This window comes from Luteimicrobium xylanilyticum (assembly GCF_009429125.1).
GTDB classification, from domain to species: Bacteria; Actinomycetota; Actinomycetes; order Actinomycetales; family Cellulomonadaceae; genus Luteimicrobium; species Luteimicrobium xylanilyticum.
Genome location: NZ_CP045529.1, coordinates 872,534 through 890,118, shown reverse-complemented (window position 1 = coordinate 890,118; position 17,585 = coordinate 872,534). Strand labels below are relative to the sequence as shown.

The 17,585-nt window shown below is 74.0% G+C and carries 11 protein-coding genes; all 11 read right to left on the bottom strand.

The annotated features are described in order from the left end of the window. Positions 1–2 precede the first annotated feature (2 nt). The 11 genes from htpX to KDY119_RS03650 all read right to left on the bottom strand — a co-directional run bounded on the left by htpX (position 3) and on the right by KDY119_RS03650 (position 17,508). Positions 3–893, bottom strand: a complete 891-nt coding sequence (gene htpX, locus KDY119_RS03700) for a zinc metalloprotease HtpX (RefSeq protein ID WP_036953389.1) — start codon at positions 891–893, stop codon at positions 3–5. Between the two features lie 79 nt (positions 894–972). Beyond that, positions 973–2,397 carry an FAD-dependent oxidoreductase gene (locus tag KDY119_RS03695; RefSeq protein ID WP_036953391.1) on the bottom strand — a complete coding sequence of 475 codons (1,425 nt, stop codon included), beginning with the start codon at positions 2,395–2,397 and terminating at the stop codon, positions 973–975. Positions 2,398–2,968: 571 nt separating this feature from the next. After that, on the bottom strand, positions 2,969–3,265 hold the full coding sequence (locus KDY119_RS03690) for a WXG100 family type VII secretion target (protein ID WP_036953393.1): 297 nt from the start codon (positions 3,263–3,265) through the stop codon (positions 2,969–2,971). Positions 3,266–3,390: 125 nt separating this feature from the next. Further along, positions 3,391–7,995: an FtsK/SpoIIIE domain-containing protein gene (locus KDY119_RS03685; RefSeq protein ID WP_153021955.1), complete on the bottom strand. Its 4,605-nt coding sequence runs from the start codon at positions 7,993–7,995 to the stop codon at positions 3,391–3,393. 453 nt (positions 7,996–8,448) lie between these two features. After that, positions 8,449–8,928, bottom strand: a complete 480-nt coding sequence (locus tag KDY119_RS03680) for an LpqN/LpqT family lipoprotein (RefSeq protein ID WP_036953398.1) — start codon at positions 8,926–8,928, stop codon at positions 8,449–8,451. Positions 8,929–8,974: 46 nt separating this feature from the next. Beyond that, positions 8,975–10,228, bottom strand: coding sequence for a hypothetical protein (locus KDY119_RS19275; RefSeq protein ID WP_153021954.1), 1,254 nt, complete (start codon positions 10,226–10,228; stop codon positions 8,975–8,977). 27 nt (positions 10,229–10,255) lie between these two features. Beyond that, positions 10,256–10,750, bottom strand: coding sequence for a hypothetical protein (locus KDY119_RS03670; RefSeq protein WP_036953404.1), 495 nt, complete (start codon positions 10,748–10,750; stop codon positions 10,256–10,258). Between the two features lies 1 nt (position 10,751). Further along, a complete protein-coding gene (locus tag KDY119_RS03665) occupies positions 10,752–11,234 on the bottom strand; it encodes an LpqN/LpqT family lipoprotein (RefSeq protein ID WP_036953406.1) in 483 nt (160 codons plus the stop codon). A 63-nt stretch (positions 11,235–11,297) separates the two neighbouring features. After that, positions 11,298–12,473, bottom strand: a complete 1,176-nt coding sequence (locus KDY119_RS03660; RefSeq protein ID WP_036953408.1) for a hypothetical protein — start codon at positions 12,471–12,473, stop codon at positions 11,298–11,300. 160 nt (positions 12,474–12,633) lie between these two features. Beyond that, positions 12,634–12,906, bottom strand: coding sequence for a WXG100 family type VII secretion target (locus KDY119_RS03655; RefSeq protein WP_227994511.1), 273 nt, complete (start codon positions 12,904–12,906; stop codon positions 12,634–12,636). A gap of 147 nt (positions 12,907–13,053) precedes the next feature. After that, positions 13,054–17,508 (bottom strand): FtsK/SpoIIIE domain-containing protein, encoded by a 4,455-nt coding sequence (locus KDY119_RS03650; RefSeq protein ID WP_153021953.1) that lies wholly within the window; start codon positions 17,506–17,508, stop codon positions 13,054–13,056. Positions 17,509–17,585: the final 77 nt, after the last annotated feature.

Here is a 17,585-nt window from a genome sequence, read left to right as displayed (position 1 = left end):
GCTCAGTAGTAGGTGATGCCGCCCTGCTGCCCGGCCATCGACTCGAGGCGCTGGATCCGGTCCGCCATGGGCGGGTGGGTCGAGAACAGCTTCGAGACGGCGCCGGCCTTGAACGGGTTGGCGATCATGAGGTGCGAGACGTCGACGAGCTTCTGGTCGGCAGGCAGCGGGGCGGCCTGGGTGCCGCTCTCGAGCTTGCGCAGAGCCGACGCGAGAGCCATCGGGTCGCCCGTCAGCGTAGCGCCGTCCTCGTCGGCGTCGTACTCGCGCGTGCGCGAGATGGCGAGCTGGATCACCGTCGCGGCGAGGGGGGCCAGGATCGCCAGGGCGATCGCGGCGATGGCGTTGCCGCCGTTGTTGTCGCGGCGGTCGCCACCCCCACCGAAGAACAGCAGGAACTGCGCGAGCGACGTGATGACGCCCGCGACCGCCGCTGCGATGGAGGACGTGAGGATGTCGCGGTTGTACACGTGCATGAGCTCGTGCCCGAGCACGCCGCGCAGCTCGCGCTCGTCCAGGATCTGCAGGATCCCCTCCGTGCAGCAGACCGCCGCCTTCTGGGGGTTGCGGCCCGTGGCGAACGCGTTGGGCGCCTGCGTCGGCGACACGTAGAGCTTCGGCATCGGCTGGTTCGCGCGCGCGGAGAGCTCACGCACCACGCGGTACATGACGGGCTGCTCCTGCTCGGTGACCGGGTAGGCCTGCATCGAGCGGATCGCGATCTTGTCCGAGTTCCAGTACCCGTACGCGGTCGAGGCGAGGCCGAGGAACACGAAGAACCACAGCATGCCCACCGAGTTGCGGAAGAACAGCGCCCAGATCGCCAGGAGCACGGCCCACAGCACGCCGAAGAGCAGCGCGGTCTTGAGGCCGTTGAAATGACGGTGTCCCATGGACCCACGCTACCCGGGCATGCTGAAGGCCGGCTGGGCGTCGTCGGTGGACGACGACGCCCAGCCGGCCCCGGGGCGCTCAGTCCTGCTGCGCGGCCCGTGCGGCGCGGCCCAGCGAGATCTCGACCTGCTGGTCGCGGGGCACGACCTTGATGCGCTTGCGGCCGTGCGGCTCGCCCAGCCCGCGCTCGTGCTCGTCCAGCCGCAGCCAGCCCGTCCAGTCGATCGCGTCGACGCCGCGCTCGGCGAGGAAGTCGAGGATCGCCTGCGGGTCGCGGTGCACGGCCTGCGGCAGGGGCGTCGTCGGGGCGCCGTCCTCCGTCGTGGCCGCGTCCCCCGCGTCCTCGACGAGGTGGCGGATCGTCTCCGACGCGTCCGACTTCGTGTGGCCGATGAGGCCGACCGGGCCGCGCTTGATCCAGCCCGTCGTGTACACGCCGGGGATGTGCTCGCCGTCGATGTCGATCACGCGGCCCTCGCGGTTCGGCACGACGCCCTTGAGCTCGTCGAACGGGATCTCCGCCAGCGGCGACCCGAAGTACCCGACAGCCCGGTACACGGCCCCGACCTCCCAGTCGTGGAACTCGCCCGTGCCGGAGACCGTGCCGTCGCCGTTGAGCTTCGTGCGCTCGGTGCGCAGACCCGTGACGCCCGACTCCTCGTCGCCCAGCACCTCGGCCGGGGCGTGCAGGAAGTGCAGGTGCAGCCGACGCGACGCCGTGAACGACGACGGGTCCTTGAGCGTCCAGTCCGTGAGGGTCTTGACGACCTGCTTGGTCTGGTTCGACGAGCTGATCGCGGCCATCGAGCCGTCGTCGAACTCGAAGTCCTCCGGGTAGACGATCACGTCGACGTCCGGCACGTGACCGAGCTCGCGCAGCTCCAGCGGCGAGAACTTCGCCTGGGCCGGGCCGCGACGCGCGAACACGTGCACGTCCGTCACGGGGCTCGCCTTGAGGATCTCGTACACGTTGGCCGGGATCTCGGTGGGCAGGAGGTCGTCCGCGTGCTTCGACAGGACGCGCGCCACGTCGAGCGCGACGTTCCCGGCGCCCAGGACGGCGACCTTCTGCTGGTCGAGCGGCCAGGTCCGCGGCACGTCAGGGTGGCCGTCGTACCACGACACGAAGTCCGCGGCACCGTACGACCGGGGCAGGTCGATGCCGGGGATCGGCAGGGCCGCGTCCCGGATGGAGCCCGTCGAGAAGATCACCGCGTCGTAGAACTGGCGCAGGTCGTCGAGCTTGAGGTCGACCCCGTAGTCCACGTTCGCGATCAGGCGGATGTCACCGCGGCCCAGCACCTTGTGCAGCGCGTCGATGATCATCTTGATCCGCGGGTGGTCGGGCGCGACGCCGTAGCGCACGAGACCGAACGGGGCGGGCAGCCGCTCGAAGAGGTCGATGCTCACGTCGAGGTCGGTCTTGGACAGGATGTCCGAGGCGTAGATGCCCGCGGGGCCGGCGCCGACGACGGCGACGCGCAAAGGCCGGTTGCTGCTCACGTGGTAGGACGCCTTCCGTACTGTCGTGTCCGTGCACCGCGTGTTCGTCGACTGCAGTGCTCGGACACTCTGATGTTCCGACGCCGTCCGCGACCGCTGCGACTCGCCCGGAGGTGAGCCGGGCCACCTGGGCCGGGGTGGCTCGGCGGTGCGGGCGCGAGCCCGGACGGTAGGGCCGGGGGCGGCGTCGTCGGGTGTGTGCTCCCCCGAGTCTATGACGCCTGCCCCGCCCGACCAGTGTGGCCTCCGTCTCGCTCGCTGGATAGGACGTCTCAGACCGCGGACGAATGTGTCGCCGTGAGCTCACGCAGACAGCACTCGAGGGCCGTCCTTCCGGCAGTCCCCAGGGCTCGCAGCGGGCGAGAGGCCGGCTACACGGCGAGCGCCACGCCGCCGTCCTCGACCCACACCGCGTCCGCGTGACGAGAGGTCGGACATCTCGCCCGCCGTCACGGCGGGGATCACGAGCGCACCCGGGCGCTGCCGAACGACGTGCTCGGCCAGCCCGGGCACCCGCCGCACCATGCGAATCCGCGCGCTGCTCCACGGTCTTCTCCCCCGCGTCCGCGCTTCAGCCGCGCAGGCCCGCAGCGAGCTGCGTGTCGACGTCCTGCAGCGTGTGCGCCGCCTGCTCCAGGAAGTGCGCCATGCCCTCGATACCCGCGACGGCCTTGGTCGTGCCCGACGTGAACTCCTGGTACGACTCCTGGAAGGCACCCGAGGCGTGGTCCGTCACGAAGCCGCCCGCGACCAGGTCGTCGACCTGCTGCTGGAGGTGCTGCAGCGTCTCCGTCGCCTGCTGCTGGCCCGCGCGCAGCCGCGTCGCCGCGCCCTGCATCTCGTCGTACGTGACGTTGACGTTCGCCATGGTCCGAAGCTCCTTCTCGTGATCGCACGAGGCCCCTGCGGCCCCGGTCGACGCCCACCGTAGCGACGTCGGACCTTCGCCCCTCCGCCGATCCACAGGGCTGTGGACAACCGCGTCCGGGCAGGTCAGCCCATGCGCACCAGGCGCTCGTCGCCGCCTGCTGCCACCGCGTCGACGGCCGCGGCGACGTCGTCGAGGACCCACGGCACCTGCACGCGGGCGACCTTCCCGCGCGCCACCCAGGCACCACGGCCGGGCGGGAACTCGGCGCGTGCGACCCGCGGCAGCGGGGTCCGGAGGATCACGTCGCCGTCGGACGGGTCCGGCTGCAGGAGCAGCCCACGTCGGGCGGCCTTGAGCTCGGCGAGCAGAGGCCACGGTGCGCTCCACCCGGACGTCTCGCCGTCGGCGACGAGCAGGTGGCGGGTCGGCCGGACCGCCTTGGCGAGAGCGACGATCGCGCGGTCGGCCGGCGTCTGCAGGTAGTCGCCGACGGACTCGACCACCACGACGAGCCGCCCGACGCTCGCGTCGTCCGACACGAGCCGCGTCAGCTCCTCCACCAGCGCCGCGACCTCCTCCGGGCGCGAGGCGAAGCCCGCCCACGGCGCGGCGCCCGCGAGCGCCGAGCGGGCCGGCCCGAGCCGGTAGGCGCGGGCGTCCGGATCGGCGCGCAGCACGGAGCGGACGAGCCACGCCAGGGCGTTCGTGCGGCCCGACGCGGGCGGCCCCGCGACCAGCAGCGTCCCCTCGGGTGCGAACCCCACCGGCTCGAGCGAGACCGTGTCGAGCCCCAGAGCGGGAGCCCCGGCGACGTCGTCGGGCAGGTCCGACGACGGGTACGAGGCGGGAGCGACCCGGACGCCCGGCGCGTCGGGGACGCCCGCGGCCCGGAGCCGGTCGGCCAGGACGGTCGTCGCCGCGGCCTGCGCCGACGCCGACGGGTCGCCGTCCAGGACCCCGACCTGCACCTCGACGTCGTCGAGCACCGCCCGACCCGCGGGCGAGGCCGGCGTCAGCACGTCCCGCGGGGCGCCGAACGCCAGGTAGCCGTCGTCCACGAGCCGGTGGAGCACGTTGCGCTGGACGAACGAACGCACGTAGCTCGGTACGGCGCCGGGGCGGTCGGCCGTGAACACGACGTGCAGCCCGAGACGCCGCCCGTTCGCGAGCACGTCCCGGAACACCCCGAACCACTCCGCACGGCCGGGTCCGGCCTCGTACCGGTCGCGGAACTCCGCGAGGTTGTCGAGCAGGACGACGAGGCGTGGGACGTCGGTGCGGCCCGTGCGCCACAGCTCGTCGACGCTCGACGCGTGCGCGGCGGCGAACGTCTCCGTACGCGACTCGAGCTCGTCGCGGAGCAGGCGCAGCAGCGCGACGACCCGCTCGCCCTCCTCCCCGTCGACGACCGCGCCCACGTGCGGCAGCGGCTCCAGCACCCGCAGGCCCCCGGCCGCGAAGTCGAGCGCGTAGACGTGGACGCTTCCGGCGGCACCGTCGGAGCCGGCGCACGCCCAGCCCGCGGCCGCCGCGACCGCCCGCAACGTCGTCGTCTTCCCGGCGCCGCTCGTCCCGTACACGCCGAGGTGCCCGTCGACGTCGGGCACGAAGCCCACAGGCCGCTGGAGCTGCTGGTCCGGAAGGTCCGCCAGCCCGAGGGCGAGCGTCCTCGGGGCCGCGGCGGCGTCGGGTCCGGAGCCCGGGACCGCGACCCGGGCGAGGTCGACGACGGCCGGCAGCTCGTCGTGCCACGGCCGCCGCGGCGCGGGCACCGCAGCGACCTGGGCCGCCGCCAGCACGGCCCGCACGAGCCGCTGCTGGTCGGTGGGGCCGCGCTCGTCGTCGGGCGCGTCCTCGGCCGGGCGGTCCGGTTCCTCCCAGCGGACCTCCGTGCCGAACCGCAGCTCGGCCACCTCGACGTCGTGGCGGTCCGGGTCCGGGGACGTCCACCCACCCGCGTACGCCGACTGGAACACCTGCAGCCGGCCCGGGCCCGTCTTGGCGACGGCACGCCCCGGCAGCGCCGGGTCGAAGTGCGCGGGGTCCGGGACGTCGACGACGTCCACCGCGTCGCGCTCGTCGGCCATGCGCAGCGCGACCCGCAGGTTCGTGTTGGCACGCAGGTTGTCCTTGATGACGCCCGCCGGGCGCTGCGTCGCCATGATGAGGTGGATCCCGAGCGACCGGCCGCGCTGCGCGACGTCGACCACGCCGTCCACGAACTCGGGGACCTCCCCGGCGAGTGCCGCGAACTCGTCGATGACCAGCACCAGCGCGGGCGGGCACTCCGGGTCGCCGCGCCGCTCCAGCTCGAGCAGGTCCTTCGCCTGCTTGCGGTTCAGCAGGTGCTCGCGGTGCCGCAGCTCCGCCCGCAGCGACGTGAGGGCGCGGCGCACCAGGTGCGGTGACAGGTCCGTGACCAGACCCACACGGTGCGGCAGGTCCACGCAGTCCGCGAACGCCGAGCCACCCTTGTAGTCCACGAACAGGAACGTCACGCGGTCCGGGCTGTGCTCCGCGGCCAGCGCGAGCACCCACGCCTGGAGGAACTCGGACTTGCCGGCCCCCGTCGTCCCGCCGACGAGCGCGTGCGGGCCGTGCGCCCGCAGGTCGAGCTGCATCGCGTCGACGCCCGCCGACCCGACCGTCGCACGCAAGGACCCGGGCTTGCGGCGCCGCGGTACCGCCCCCGGCGTCCGGTCGTGGATGGAGCGGTTCTGCCGCCACCGGTCGACGACGGCGTCCGCGGACGCGGCCAGGTCGTGGCCGAGCAGCGTGAGCAGCGCCACCGACCGGGGCAGGTCGCTCGCGTCCTCCACCACGGCCCCCGCGTCGAGGACGGGGGCCATGCGACGCGCGTAGTCGTGGGCCGTGCTCGTGTCCACGACGTCGTCGCGCAGATCGACCGGGTCCACCTGCTCCCCCAGCCGGACGAGCCCCGCCCGGGCGGCGCCGTCGTCGTCGAACGCCAGGAAGGTGCGGCACGCGCCCGGCAGCCGCGCGACGTCGGGCGCCAGCCAGACCACGTAGACCCCCGCGTCCGGGCCGACCTCCGCGAGCTGCGTGAGACGTGCCCGGTCCACGTCCGCGTCGTCGGACACGACGACCACCAGCGCGGGCAGCGGCGCCTGCGTCCCGTCGGCGTCGGACCCGACCGTCGCACCACGGTCGAGCGCCGCGTCGACGACCCGCAGCGCGCCGCGCCGGCGGACACCACCGCGCGCGAGCCGGGAACGGACCACGCCCTCGAGCTCCGCCAGCAGCACGGCCGCGCTCGACGGCGAGTCCGCCAGGTGCGGCCCCGTCACGGGCGACTGCGGCGACGACGTGTGCGGCACCCAGGACAGCCAGCCCAGGTCATCCGACCAGGCGGGGCTCACGATCGCCGCCACCGCGAGCTCGGCGGGCGAGTGCAGCGCGGTGAGCTGCACGAGCACCCCGTGCACCGAGCCCAGCGACCGGTCACGCGGGCCGGCGACCCCCAGTGCGCCCACGTCGTGGAGGTTCTCGATGACCGGTACCCCGTCGACCGTGCGGTAGCGGGACACGAGCGCGTCCAGCCGCTCCGCGTGCTCCGGCAGCAGGTCGCCGCGGCTCCCCCGACCGACGGTCGTCCGGCTCGGCATCGCGCCGAGGCCCAGCCGCACGTTGAGGAACGACCAGTGCTCCGGCCGCCGCGTCCACAGCAGCGGTCCGCGACGGACCGCCTCGGCCAGTGCGACCACCGTCGACGGCGCCTCCGCGAGCCGGCCCTCCCGCTCGGCGAGCGCCTGCGCCGCCAAGGTCCGCTCGAGCCCCTCGAGGCGCTCGTCGAACCGTGCGACCAGCCGCTCACGCCGTCGACGACGCTGCCGCTTCTGCGTGACGAAGTTCCCCGCCAGCATGAACGGCGTCATGAGGACGAACACCAGCGACGTCGGGTTGTGGGTCAGCACGAACATCGCGCCGCCGACGAGCAGCGGCGCGAGCATGCCGAGCAGCGGGAAGGGCTGGCGATCGTCCTCGGACGGCGCCTCCGGGGCCGTGAGCTCCAGGCCCTCGTGCCGTGGCTCGACCCGGGGCGAACGGTTGAACGGCACCGGACCGGCGGACGCGACCACGTCGTCCAGCACCGCCCGGACCGGCTCGACGGCGAGCACCGTCCCCCCGAGCGTCACCCGGACCGGTGCGTCCACGCGCAACCGCGGGACGACCCCACCGTCGACCTCGACGCCGTTCGCGGACCCCAGGTCCACGAGCTCCGCACCCTGCGCCACGTCGAGGCGCGCGTGCCGCTTGGAGACGAGCGCGTCGGTCAGGCGCACCGCCGAGCCCGGGGCACGGCCCACCGTCCACGTCCCCTCGGGCAGCTCGACGTCCAGGCCGGCGTCCGGGCCTTCGACCACCCGCACGACGACGCGCGGTGCCCGCCGCCCCAGACCGGCCTCCGGCCGGTGCGTCCCGACGCCGACCACGGCGACGACCGCCCCGGACCCGATCCACGCGTCACCGATCGGCGCGTCCGGCGGCAGCACGACCGGCCGCTCCTGGCCCGGCAACCTCGCTTGCAACGTCAGCCCGCCGCCCGGAGGCCTGCCGGCCCGGGGCCCCGCACCACCGGCGCCGCGCCGCGGGTCGAGGCGGGCGATCGTCTGCGCCACGTCAGCCACCGTCGTCGCCGCGTCCGCCGTCACCACGACGTCGTCGTCGGCGCCCTCCGCGCGCACCAGGGTGAGCTTGAGCCGCATACGTCCTCCCTGCCAGGTCCCGCGCGAGCCTACGGCGCGACAGGGGTGCCGCGGGGACGCCTGTGGACAACCCTCGACGGCGACGGCGACGAGCTGCGGGGTCTCGCGCGTGGTCGTGGGCATCCGTGGCTTGGGCGGGTGGGTCGGGATCAACCCACCTCCACAACCGGCCGACCATGCGATCAACCACCCCCGAACGCGCCGACCATGCGAACATCCCCGTTCTCAGCGCCGAAACGGGGTGTGTCCGCATGCTCGGCACAGTGGAGAGCGTGGGACCGCACGAGAGGCCACCCGACGACGCAGCGGGGCCCGGGCGGGTGAGACGACGACGCAGCGGGCGGGTGCCCGCACCCACCCGCGAACCCGACCCCGACCCCGCGAACCCGACCCCGCGCCCCACGGCCCCGACACGTCACCGTCGACGACCGCAGCGTCGCCGTCGGCGAAGGCTCAGACGGCGATGCGCAGGCTGCTCTGCACCGCGCGGATCTCCGGCCACGCGACCTCGACCTGCGGCGCGAGGCACGAGCCGGTCAGCTCGACGAGGTCCGCGACCGGGCCCCGCTCGACCCGGACGAGGCGGAGCGCCTGCGCCATCGTGGCACCGGACCGGGTGTCCGTGAACGCGACCTCCACGCGGAACGCGGGCCAACCGTCGACCTCGAGGTGCTCCCGGCCGATCTCCGCGAACCCGTCCAGCGGGGTCAGCTTCGCCATGGCGGCCTCGACGGCCGCCTCGAGCGTGTAGGCCGCGCGGATCCGGGTCACGACGGCGACGACGTTGGGCCGGAAGTTGTCCTCCGGGACGGTCTTGGCGACGGCGAGCGGCAGCGCGACGTCGGGCAGCGTGTGCCAGTCGTCAGGGATGTCGACGGTCAGCCGTGGCGGCGCGGGGAAGTCGTCGCCCGGGCTCGTCACCTGGAGGGTCATCAGGGGTGGTCCTCTCGTTCGCTGCGTGGGTGAGCTGCGTCAAAGCCTAGAAGCCGAACATGCTGCCGATGTCGTCGACGAGCTTGGCGGGCTCGATGTCGACGTCGAGCGAGATCTTCCCGCCGAGTCCGAGCGCGGCCCCGAAGTCCACGGTGCCCTTGATGCCGTCGGTACCGATGTCGAGCGACGCGTTCGCCGAGAACCCGATGCCGGCGTACCCGGTCGCGGTGGCGCCCACCTGGGCGCCCTCGACCCCGGCCGAGCCGGACACCGACGCCTCGGCGCCCGCGAACGCGTCCACGCCGACGTTGGCACTCACGCCGTTCGGTCCGACGGACGCGCCCGCACCCGCTTCGGCTCGAGCCCCCGCGAACGCGGTCGCCTCGCCCTTGGCCTCGAGGATCCCGTAGCCGACCGAGCCGCTCGCGCTGCCGCCGGCGCCGACTGCCGCCGATGCGTACGCGGTCGCGGCGAGGCCCGCAGCGCCCGCCGTCGCGCCGGCCCCGACGTCGCCCTTGGCCCCGGCCCAACCCGCGAGCGAGCCCTCACCGTGCGCGCCGTCCTCCGTGCCGAACCCGCCCGACGTCTCGCCCTGGGCGCCGAGGACGCCGCCGGCGTGCACGCCACCGAGCTTGACGGCGTCGTCGAGCGGGCTGCTGCCCTTGTCCTCGCCCTCCGGGGCGTCCGCGTCGCGCACCTCGACCGACGCCTGGCCCTGGACGGTCGCGCCGTCCGTGTGCTGCCCCGGGAGCGACTCGCGCACGATCCCGTGGTCGTCGTCGTGCATGAGGTAGCGGCCGTCGTCGTAGGGCGACGTGGCGCCGTCGACCTTCTGGTCCACGCCGTAGTCGACGTCCCCGTACGCGCGACCGACGGGCCAGAGCGGGACGGATCCCGAGGCGCTGCCGCTCAGGGTGTCCGCGACGCCGGGCGTCCCGCCCGGGTCGTCGCCGTACCCACCGCCGCCACCGCCGCCGCCTCCACCTCCGGAGGAGCCGGTGCCGCCGGACCCGCCGGCGCCGCTCGTCCCCCCGGTGAGCGTCGCGCTCGTCTGCCGCTGGTCGTCGGCGTTGGCCTGGAGCGTCTTCGCCGCCAGGGCGAGCAGGTCCCGAGCCGCGACGATCTTCGCCTCGTGCGCCGACCACGAGTGCCGGAAGTCATCCGCGTCGGGCCCCGACCAGCCGCTCGAGCGCACCGACGACGCGACCGTCGTCCGCAACGACTCCAACCGCTTCGACGCCTCCGTGAAGCGCTCGCCGAGCTGTGCCAGCTCTTCGACGTCCGCACCGACGAACCCCATAGTCTCCTCCTGCCCCGGTCCCCGAGCTCAGCGCTCGAGCAGCCGGCTGAACCAGTTGTCGTGCTTGGGACGCCACCCCCGGTCGCGCAGGGCGCCCAGGACCGGCTCCTTGACCGTCTTCGACGAGAACGTGCCCGACCACGAGCGGCCCGTCCCGTCCTGCCACGTCACCGACGGCGCCTTCACCGTCGAGTGCTCACGCACCACGAACTTGCCCTTGGTGTGCGACGTCGTGCGGTTCGCGGACAGGCCGTCGCCCACCGCGCCCGCACCCTCGCGCACCTCGGTCGACCGCTCCGTGAACCGGTAGTTCCCGGTCTCGGCGTCGAGCGTCACCTCGAGCTCGTAGTCCTTCGAGAGGTGTCCCGCGCTGAGCAGGCTGCTCCAGCGCGTGTCCCAGACCTTCCACGTGGCGCGGACGACGCCACCCGCCTCGGTACGCTCCGTCGTCACGGTGAACGGGGCGTCCTCCGAGTTGAGCGCCTCCACCGCGGCGAGCGCGGACTGCACGTCGAGCGCCATCTCAGGCCTCCCCGTCGGTGATCCGGAGGCTGGCCTGGATCGCACGGATCTCGGGCCAGGTGCTCTCGACCTGCGGCGCCAGGCAGCTCCCGGTGAGCTGCACCAGGTCACGGACCGGGCCGCGGTCGAGCACGAAGAGGCGGATCGCCTGCGCCATCGTTGCGCCGTGCGGGTCGGAGAACGTCACCTCGATGCGGAACATCGTCCGGCCGTCGACCTCGGTGGTCTCGCGACCGACCTCGGCGTAGCCGTCGAGCGGGGTGAGCGCCTCCGTGACCTCGCGGATCGCGTCGTCGAGCGAGTAGGTGGACCGGACGCGCGTCACGACGGCGATCACGTTCGGCCGGAACTGGCCCTCGGGCACCTCCTTGCCGACGGCGAGCTGGGTCGCGACGTTGGTGAGCGGGCGCCAGCCCTCCGGGCACTCGAACGCGAGCGCCGGCGGTGCGGGAAAGTCCTGCGAGGGGAACTGCACGGTGGTCATCGGGTGTCCTTCGTGTTGTCGTCTCGTCGTACGGGTCTCGTCGGTCCGGGGCGCCCGGACAGACTAGAAGCCGAGCATGTGGACCATGCCGGACGCGAGCTTCTTGGGCGACACGTCGACGCTCAGATCGACGCCGCCACCGATGCCGAGCGCGCCCGCGAGGTGCACGTCCACCTTCGTGTCCTCCCAGCCGATGTCGGTGCTGGCCTTCGCCTCGACGCCGATCCCCGCCTTGGCCTCGACGCCGCCACCGACCGTGGCGCCCTCGATGCCGGCCTCGCCCTTGACCTCGGCCGACGCGCCGGCCATCGCGTCGAACCCGGCCTCGGCGCTCAGGCCGCCCGGGCCGACAGAGCCCTTCGCCTCGGCGCCGGCCTTCGCCCCCGCCGTCGCACTGCCCTCCAGCGAGCCCTTCAGGATCCCGGCGTGGCCCTCGAGCTTGCCGTTCGCCTCCGCACCCGCCATCGCGTGCGCGCCGACCGCCGCGCTGACGCCTGACAGCCCGGCTGCGAACGTCCCCTCCGCGCTGGCCTTGCCGCCGACGAACGCGTCGGCCTCGCCCTTGAGACCCAGGTCCTTTCCGTAGCCGATCTCGCCCGACGCGCTGGCGCCGGCTCCCGCCGCCGCCTCCGCCTTCGCGTCGGCGTTGAAGTTCTTGCCGTCCCAGCTCGCGTGCGCGCCTGCGTCGTCGCGGGCGCCCGCCCACGCCTCGGCCTCGCCCTTGCCGTGGAGGCCGTCCTCGGCCCCGAACGAGCCCTTCGTGCCCGCCTCCGCACCCGCCAGGTCGCTGTGGTCGGCCTTCGCCTCCCACGGATCGTCCTCGGTGCCCGAGCCCGAGACCGAGGCACTGTTCTCCGTGCGAGTGCCGGCGAACGTGTGACCGCCCTCGTCGTCCCCTGAACCCCCACCCGAGCCGCCCGCGGAGGCGTTCGCCGTCCCCGAGGCCGTGGCCCCGGCGAAGGCCCCTGCACCTACGAGCACCGCGCTCGTCCGGCGCTGGTCCTCCGCGTTCCTGACCAGGGTCTTGCCCGCGTGGCTCAGCAGGTCGCGCGCCGCGACGATCTTCGCGTCGTGCCCCGACCACGAGCTGCGGAAGCCGTCCGCGTCAGGCCCGGCCCACCCGCTCGACCGCACCGACGACGACACCGTCGTCCGCAGGCGCTCCAGCCGTGTCGACGCCTCCGCGAACTGCTCCCCGAGCTGCTTCAGCTCGTCGACGTCCGCCCCGACGATCCCCATCGCCCCTCCTCCTGCTCACGCGCCGCGCCGTTCGCTGCCCACCTGCTGGTGCCCTGTCGTGCGGCCCTCCTGCCGCCCACGACGGAACGTGCCGCGCGGCGGGCACCGTCTGACGGTGCCCGCCGCGCTGTCGGTCACGACCGGGGTCGCGTCCGTCGGCTCAGAGAGCGCTCGAGGTCTGCTGCTGGTTCTGCGCGTTCTTCTTGGCCGTCTGGCCCGCGTGCTGGAGCGCGTCCGCGACCTTGTTGAGCTGCGTGACGTGCTGGTGGTGCCACTCGTCGCGGAACTTGTCGCCGTCGGTGCCCTTCCACTGCACGCCGTTCAGGGCCGCGTTGAGCTTCTGGACGAGCTCCTTGATCTCCTGCGCGCCGTGGTTCAGCTTGTCGCCGAGGGCGTTGACCTGCTCGACGTCAAGACCGATCATTCCCGCCATGTGACTGCTCCTTCGTCGTGGCCGCCCCCTGCGGGCGACCGTCCGTTGTTCTCGACATGAGAACTCAACCATGGGCCCTCGCGCCGGGTCGATGGGGAGGACTCCCCATGCGTCCCGGCGCGCGCACCCGAACCTCTCCGTGCCGCCTCAGACGGGCTCCGGGAGGGCGACCTGCAGCTTGCGCGCGACCCCGCCGGCGACGAGGAACCCGCGCCCGGGCGGGAAGTCCGCCCGGCGCACCCGCCCGAGCCCCGTCGAGAGCAGCGAGTCGCCGTCGCCCTCGTTCGGGGTCAGCAGGAGGCCTTCGCGCCCACCCTTGAAGGGTTGCGCGAGCGACCATGCCTGGCTCCACGTCGACGCCTCGGCCTCACCCACGACGAGCTGGTCGGCGCGCACCATGGCGCGCACGAGCCGCTCGAGCGCGCTCTCGACGCTGCTGCCCGTGAACTCCGTGACCGCTTCGATGACCAGCACCATCTGGCCGCGCGCCAGCGTCCCCGACTCGGCGAGGGTCACGAGCTCGTCGACGAGCGGCGCGACGTCGTCCCCGACCGCGGCGGTGGACCAGACCGGGAGCCCCGACACGTTCCCCGCCCGCGGGGCCAGGTACACGACCCGGGCCGCAGGGTTCGCGCGCCGCACCGCCTGCGCGAGCGTGACGAGCGCCGTCGTGCGGCCGGAGCCCTGCGGGCCCGACAGCATGAAGGGACCCCGGTCCGGGAGAGCGACCGGCGCGAGGTCGAGGTCGTCGAGGCCGATCACGGCCCCGCCGCCCGTGTTCGCCGGCAGCGACCCGAGCGGGATCGACTCGGGCAGGCTGAGGATCGGCGGCGCCTGCTGGACGCCGTTCGCGACCATGACGCCTCGCAGCCGGGCCAGGGCCCGGGACTGCGTCGACACGTTCGAGTCCCCGCCGAGCACCGCGACCTGCAGCTCCGCGCCGTCGAGCATGGCGCGCCCCGGGGGCGACGCGACCGACAGGACGTCCTTCGGCATGTCCATCGCGAGGTAGTCCTCCTCGCGGGCCAGGCGCAGCACGAGCCGCTTCTGGATCGTCGAGCCCAGCGACGTCGGGACCGACATCGGCCGGTCCCCCGACACGACGACGTGCACGCCCACCGGGCGGCCGTCCGTCGCGACCTGCTGGAACGCCGCGAACACCGGGAACCACGGGGTCGACTTGTACTCGTACTCCTCGCGGAACGCGCCGATGCCGTCGACGAGCAGGATGATCCGCGGCTCGGCCGGCGCGTTCGCGAGACGGCGGTACTCGCCGATCGTCGACGCGCGGACCTCCGCGTACCGTGCGGCGCGCTCGTCGACGACGTCGCGCAGCATCCGGACGACGCGCGTCACGCGCTCGGAGTCGTCGCCCTGCACGACGGCGCCGACGTGCGGCAGCTCCTCGAGCATCCGCAGGCCACCGGAGCCGCAGTCGATCGCGTACACCTGCACGGGGCCGCCGCGGGCCGTGATGGCCGCCGAGACGGCGACGGTCCGCAGGGCCGCGCTCTTGCCGGACCCGCCGGTGCCGAACACGGCCAGGTTGCCGTCGCGGTCGGGCTCGTAGAACGCGGTGGGCTGCGACTGCGTCTTCGGGTCGTCGACGACGCCGAGCAGGAGGCGCTCGTCGGTGCGCGGGTTGGGCAGCCGGGCGAGGTCGTAGGCGCGCGCGAGCTCGGGCAGCCACGGCCGTCGCGGCTCCGGCACGCCCGCGTCCCGGGCGGCCTGCGAGACCGTCGCGACCGTACGGGCGATGTCCGAGGGGCCCTTGTCCAGGTCCGGGTCGACCACCGGCCCCGGGACCTCCCAGGCCGCGCCCGTGCCGAACCCGACCTCCTCGATGTCGATGCGCGGGCGCTCCGGCTCGTTCGAGGTCCAGCCGCCCGCGTAGGCCGTCTGGAACGACTGGATGCGGCCCGGCCCGGTCTTCACGGCGCCGCGGCCGGGGATCGACGGGTCGAAGTGCGCCGCCATCGGGAGCCCGAGGATGTCCGAGGAGTCCGCCTCGTCGGCCATGCGCAGCGCGACGCGCAGGTTCGTGTTCGCGCGCAGGTTGTCCTTGATGACACCCGCCGGACGCTGCGTCGCGAGGATGAGGTGCAGGCCGAGCGACCGGCCGCGCTGGGCGACGTCGACGACGCCGTCCACGAACTCCGGGACCTCGCTGACCAGCGCCGCGAACTCGTCGACGACGATGAGCAGGCTCGGCGGGGTGTCCGGGTCGCCCGTCCGCTCGAGCGAGACGAGGTCCTTGGCCTTCTTCGCGTTGAGCAGGTGCTCGCGGTAGCGCAGCTCGGCGCGCAAGGACGTCAGGGCCCGGCGCACCAGGTGCGGCGACAGGTCGGTGACGAGCCCGACCGTGTGCGGCAGGTTCACGCAGTCCGCGAACGCCGCGCCGCCCTTGTAGTCCACGAACAGGAACGTGACCCGGTCCGGGCTGTGCGCGGCCGCCATGCCCAGCACCCACGACTGGAGGAACTCGGACTTGCCTGCGCCCGTGGTCCCGCCGACGAGCGCGTGCGGGCCCTGCGTGCGCAGGTCGAGGTAGAGCGGCTCGGTGCCCGAGTGCCCGACGAGCGCCCGCAGCGTCCCCGGGGTGCGGCGCCGGCGGGGGGCCGAACCGTCGCGGACGGTCAGCGAGTCGTTCTCGCGCCAGCGCTCGACGAGCGCCGCCGGGTCCTCCCCGAGCTCCGTGCCCGCCAGCGCGAGGAAGGACACCGACCGCGGCAGGTCCGAGTCGTCCTTGACGGTCGCGCCGGCGTCCACGACGGGCGCGAGCGACCGCGCGAACGCGTGCGCCGTCTCCAGGTCGACCTGGTCGACGGCGACCGGGTAGGTGAACCGGCCGACCCGGATCTCCCCGACCGCCGAGCCGGTGTCCCCGAGCTGGACGAACGTGCGGCACGCGGCGGGCAGCCGCTCGACGCGCGGCGCGACCCACACGAGGTGGACCCCCGCGTCCGCCCCGCGCTCCGCGAGCCGGGTCAGGCGTGCGCGGTCCAGGGGGACGTCGTCCTCGACCACGACGACGACGGACGGCAGGAGCGGCGGCGGCAGGTCCTTCGCGGGCTTCGACTCGTCGACCGGGGGCCGCGGGGTCGCGCGGTCCTCGATCGACCCCGACCGCGTCTCGACGATCTCCTCGAGCTTCGCGAGCAGGACCGCCCCCGCGCCCGGGTTGTCGGCGAGGTGGTCGCCCGCGATCGGGCTGTGCGGCGAGCCCGTGTGCGGCAGCCAGCGGAGCCACTCCCACGCCTCGCGCGAGCGCGGCGACGTGAGCCCCACCACGACGAGCTCGGCCGGCGAGTGGAGCGCCGTGAGCTGCACGACCAGGCCACGGGCCGCGCCGCTGACCCGGGCCGGCGCGCCCGCGATGCCGAGGGCGCCGCTCGACCGGAGCTGCGCCACGGCGGGCACGTCGGTGATCGTCGCGCACAGCTCGCGGACCTCCTCGACCCGGGCCCAGAACTGCGGCAGCGTCGAGTTCTCGTCGAGCTCGTCGACCTGCGTCCGGGACCGGGCGCTGCCCAGGCCCAGCCGCACGGTCAGGAACTCGCGGTGCTCCGGGCGGTGCGTCCAGAGCAGCGGCCCCAGCCGGCGCGCCGACTCGAGCGCCTCCCCGACCGACGGCGCCTCCTGGAGTCGGACGGCCCGCTCGGTCGCGTGCTCCTTCTCGATCGTCTGCCGGAGCGCGGTCATCGAGGCGTCGAACTGCTCGACCTGCTCCTTGTACGTGCGCCGCGCCTCGAACTTCTGGTCCAGGTACGTGCCGATCATGATGATCGGGCTCAGCGCCACGAAGATTACCGACAGGATCGTGTGCTGGATCGCGAACAGGATCGCGCCCATGAGGAGAGGCGCCAGCATCGCGATGAGCGGGAACCGGGCGCGGTTCGGCCGCTCCGGCGGCTTCGGCGGCTTGAGCACGTGCTCCGGGAACCGGGCGACGGCGCGCGGCGACCGGTTGAACTCGATCACCGGGTTCGTCGGCGCGAGGTCCGCGCTGTGCTGGAGCGGCGTCACCGCGAGCGTCGTCGCACCCAGGGCCACCTGGTCGGCTGCGGTGAGGGTCGCGCGCGTCACCCGCTCGCGACCGATGACCAGCCCGTTCGCCGAGTTCGCGTCGATGATCTCGACGTTCTCCGCGACCGAGAGGCGGGCGTGCTGCTTCGAGACCAGCGGGTCGGACAGCCGTACGTCCGCTTCGACCCCGCGGCCCACCCAGCTCGTCCCCGCGGGCAGCGGGAACTCGGCGCCGGCATCGGGGCCGTCGAGGACCCGCAGCATCGCGACAGCGGCGCCGCGGTCGTGCCCGGGAGCCACGAACTGCTCCGGGACCTGCACGAGCGAGACCGTCGAGCCCGCGCGCAGGCCCGCCTCGAACAGCTCGCTCGCGGGGTCCAGCACGCGGGTGCCCGACGACGCGACGTCGCCCGAGATCTGCAGGCTCAGCCGCGGCGGCGCCTCCGCTCCCCCGCGGGCCGGGTCGCCCGAGTACAGCGCCTCGGCGACGTCGCGCACGGTGGCGGTCGCGTCCGCGGTCACCGCGACGTCCGTCGCGGACGCGTCGGGACGCTCCAGGGTCAGCTTGATGCGCACTCAGGGGTTCCTCGGGCGTCGTGGCTGGCGGCGCAGCCGATCGGTCGATGGGTGTGGGGCAGGGGCCGGTCGGGGTG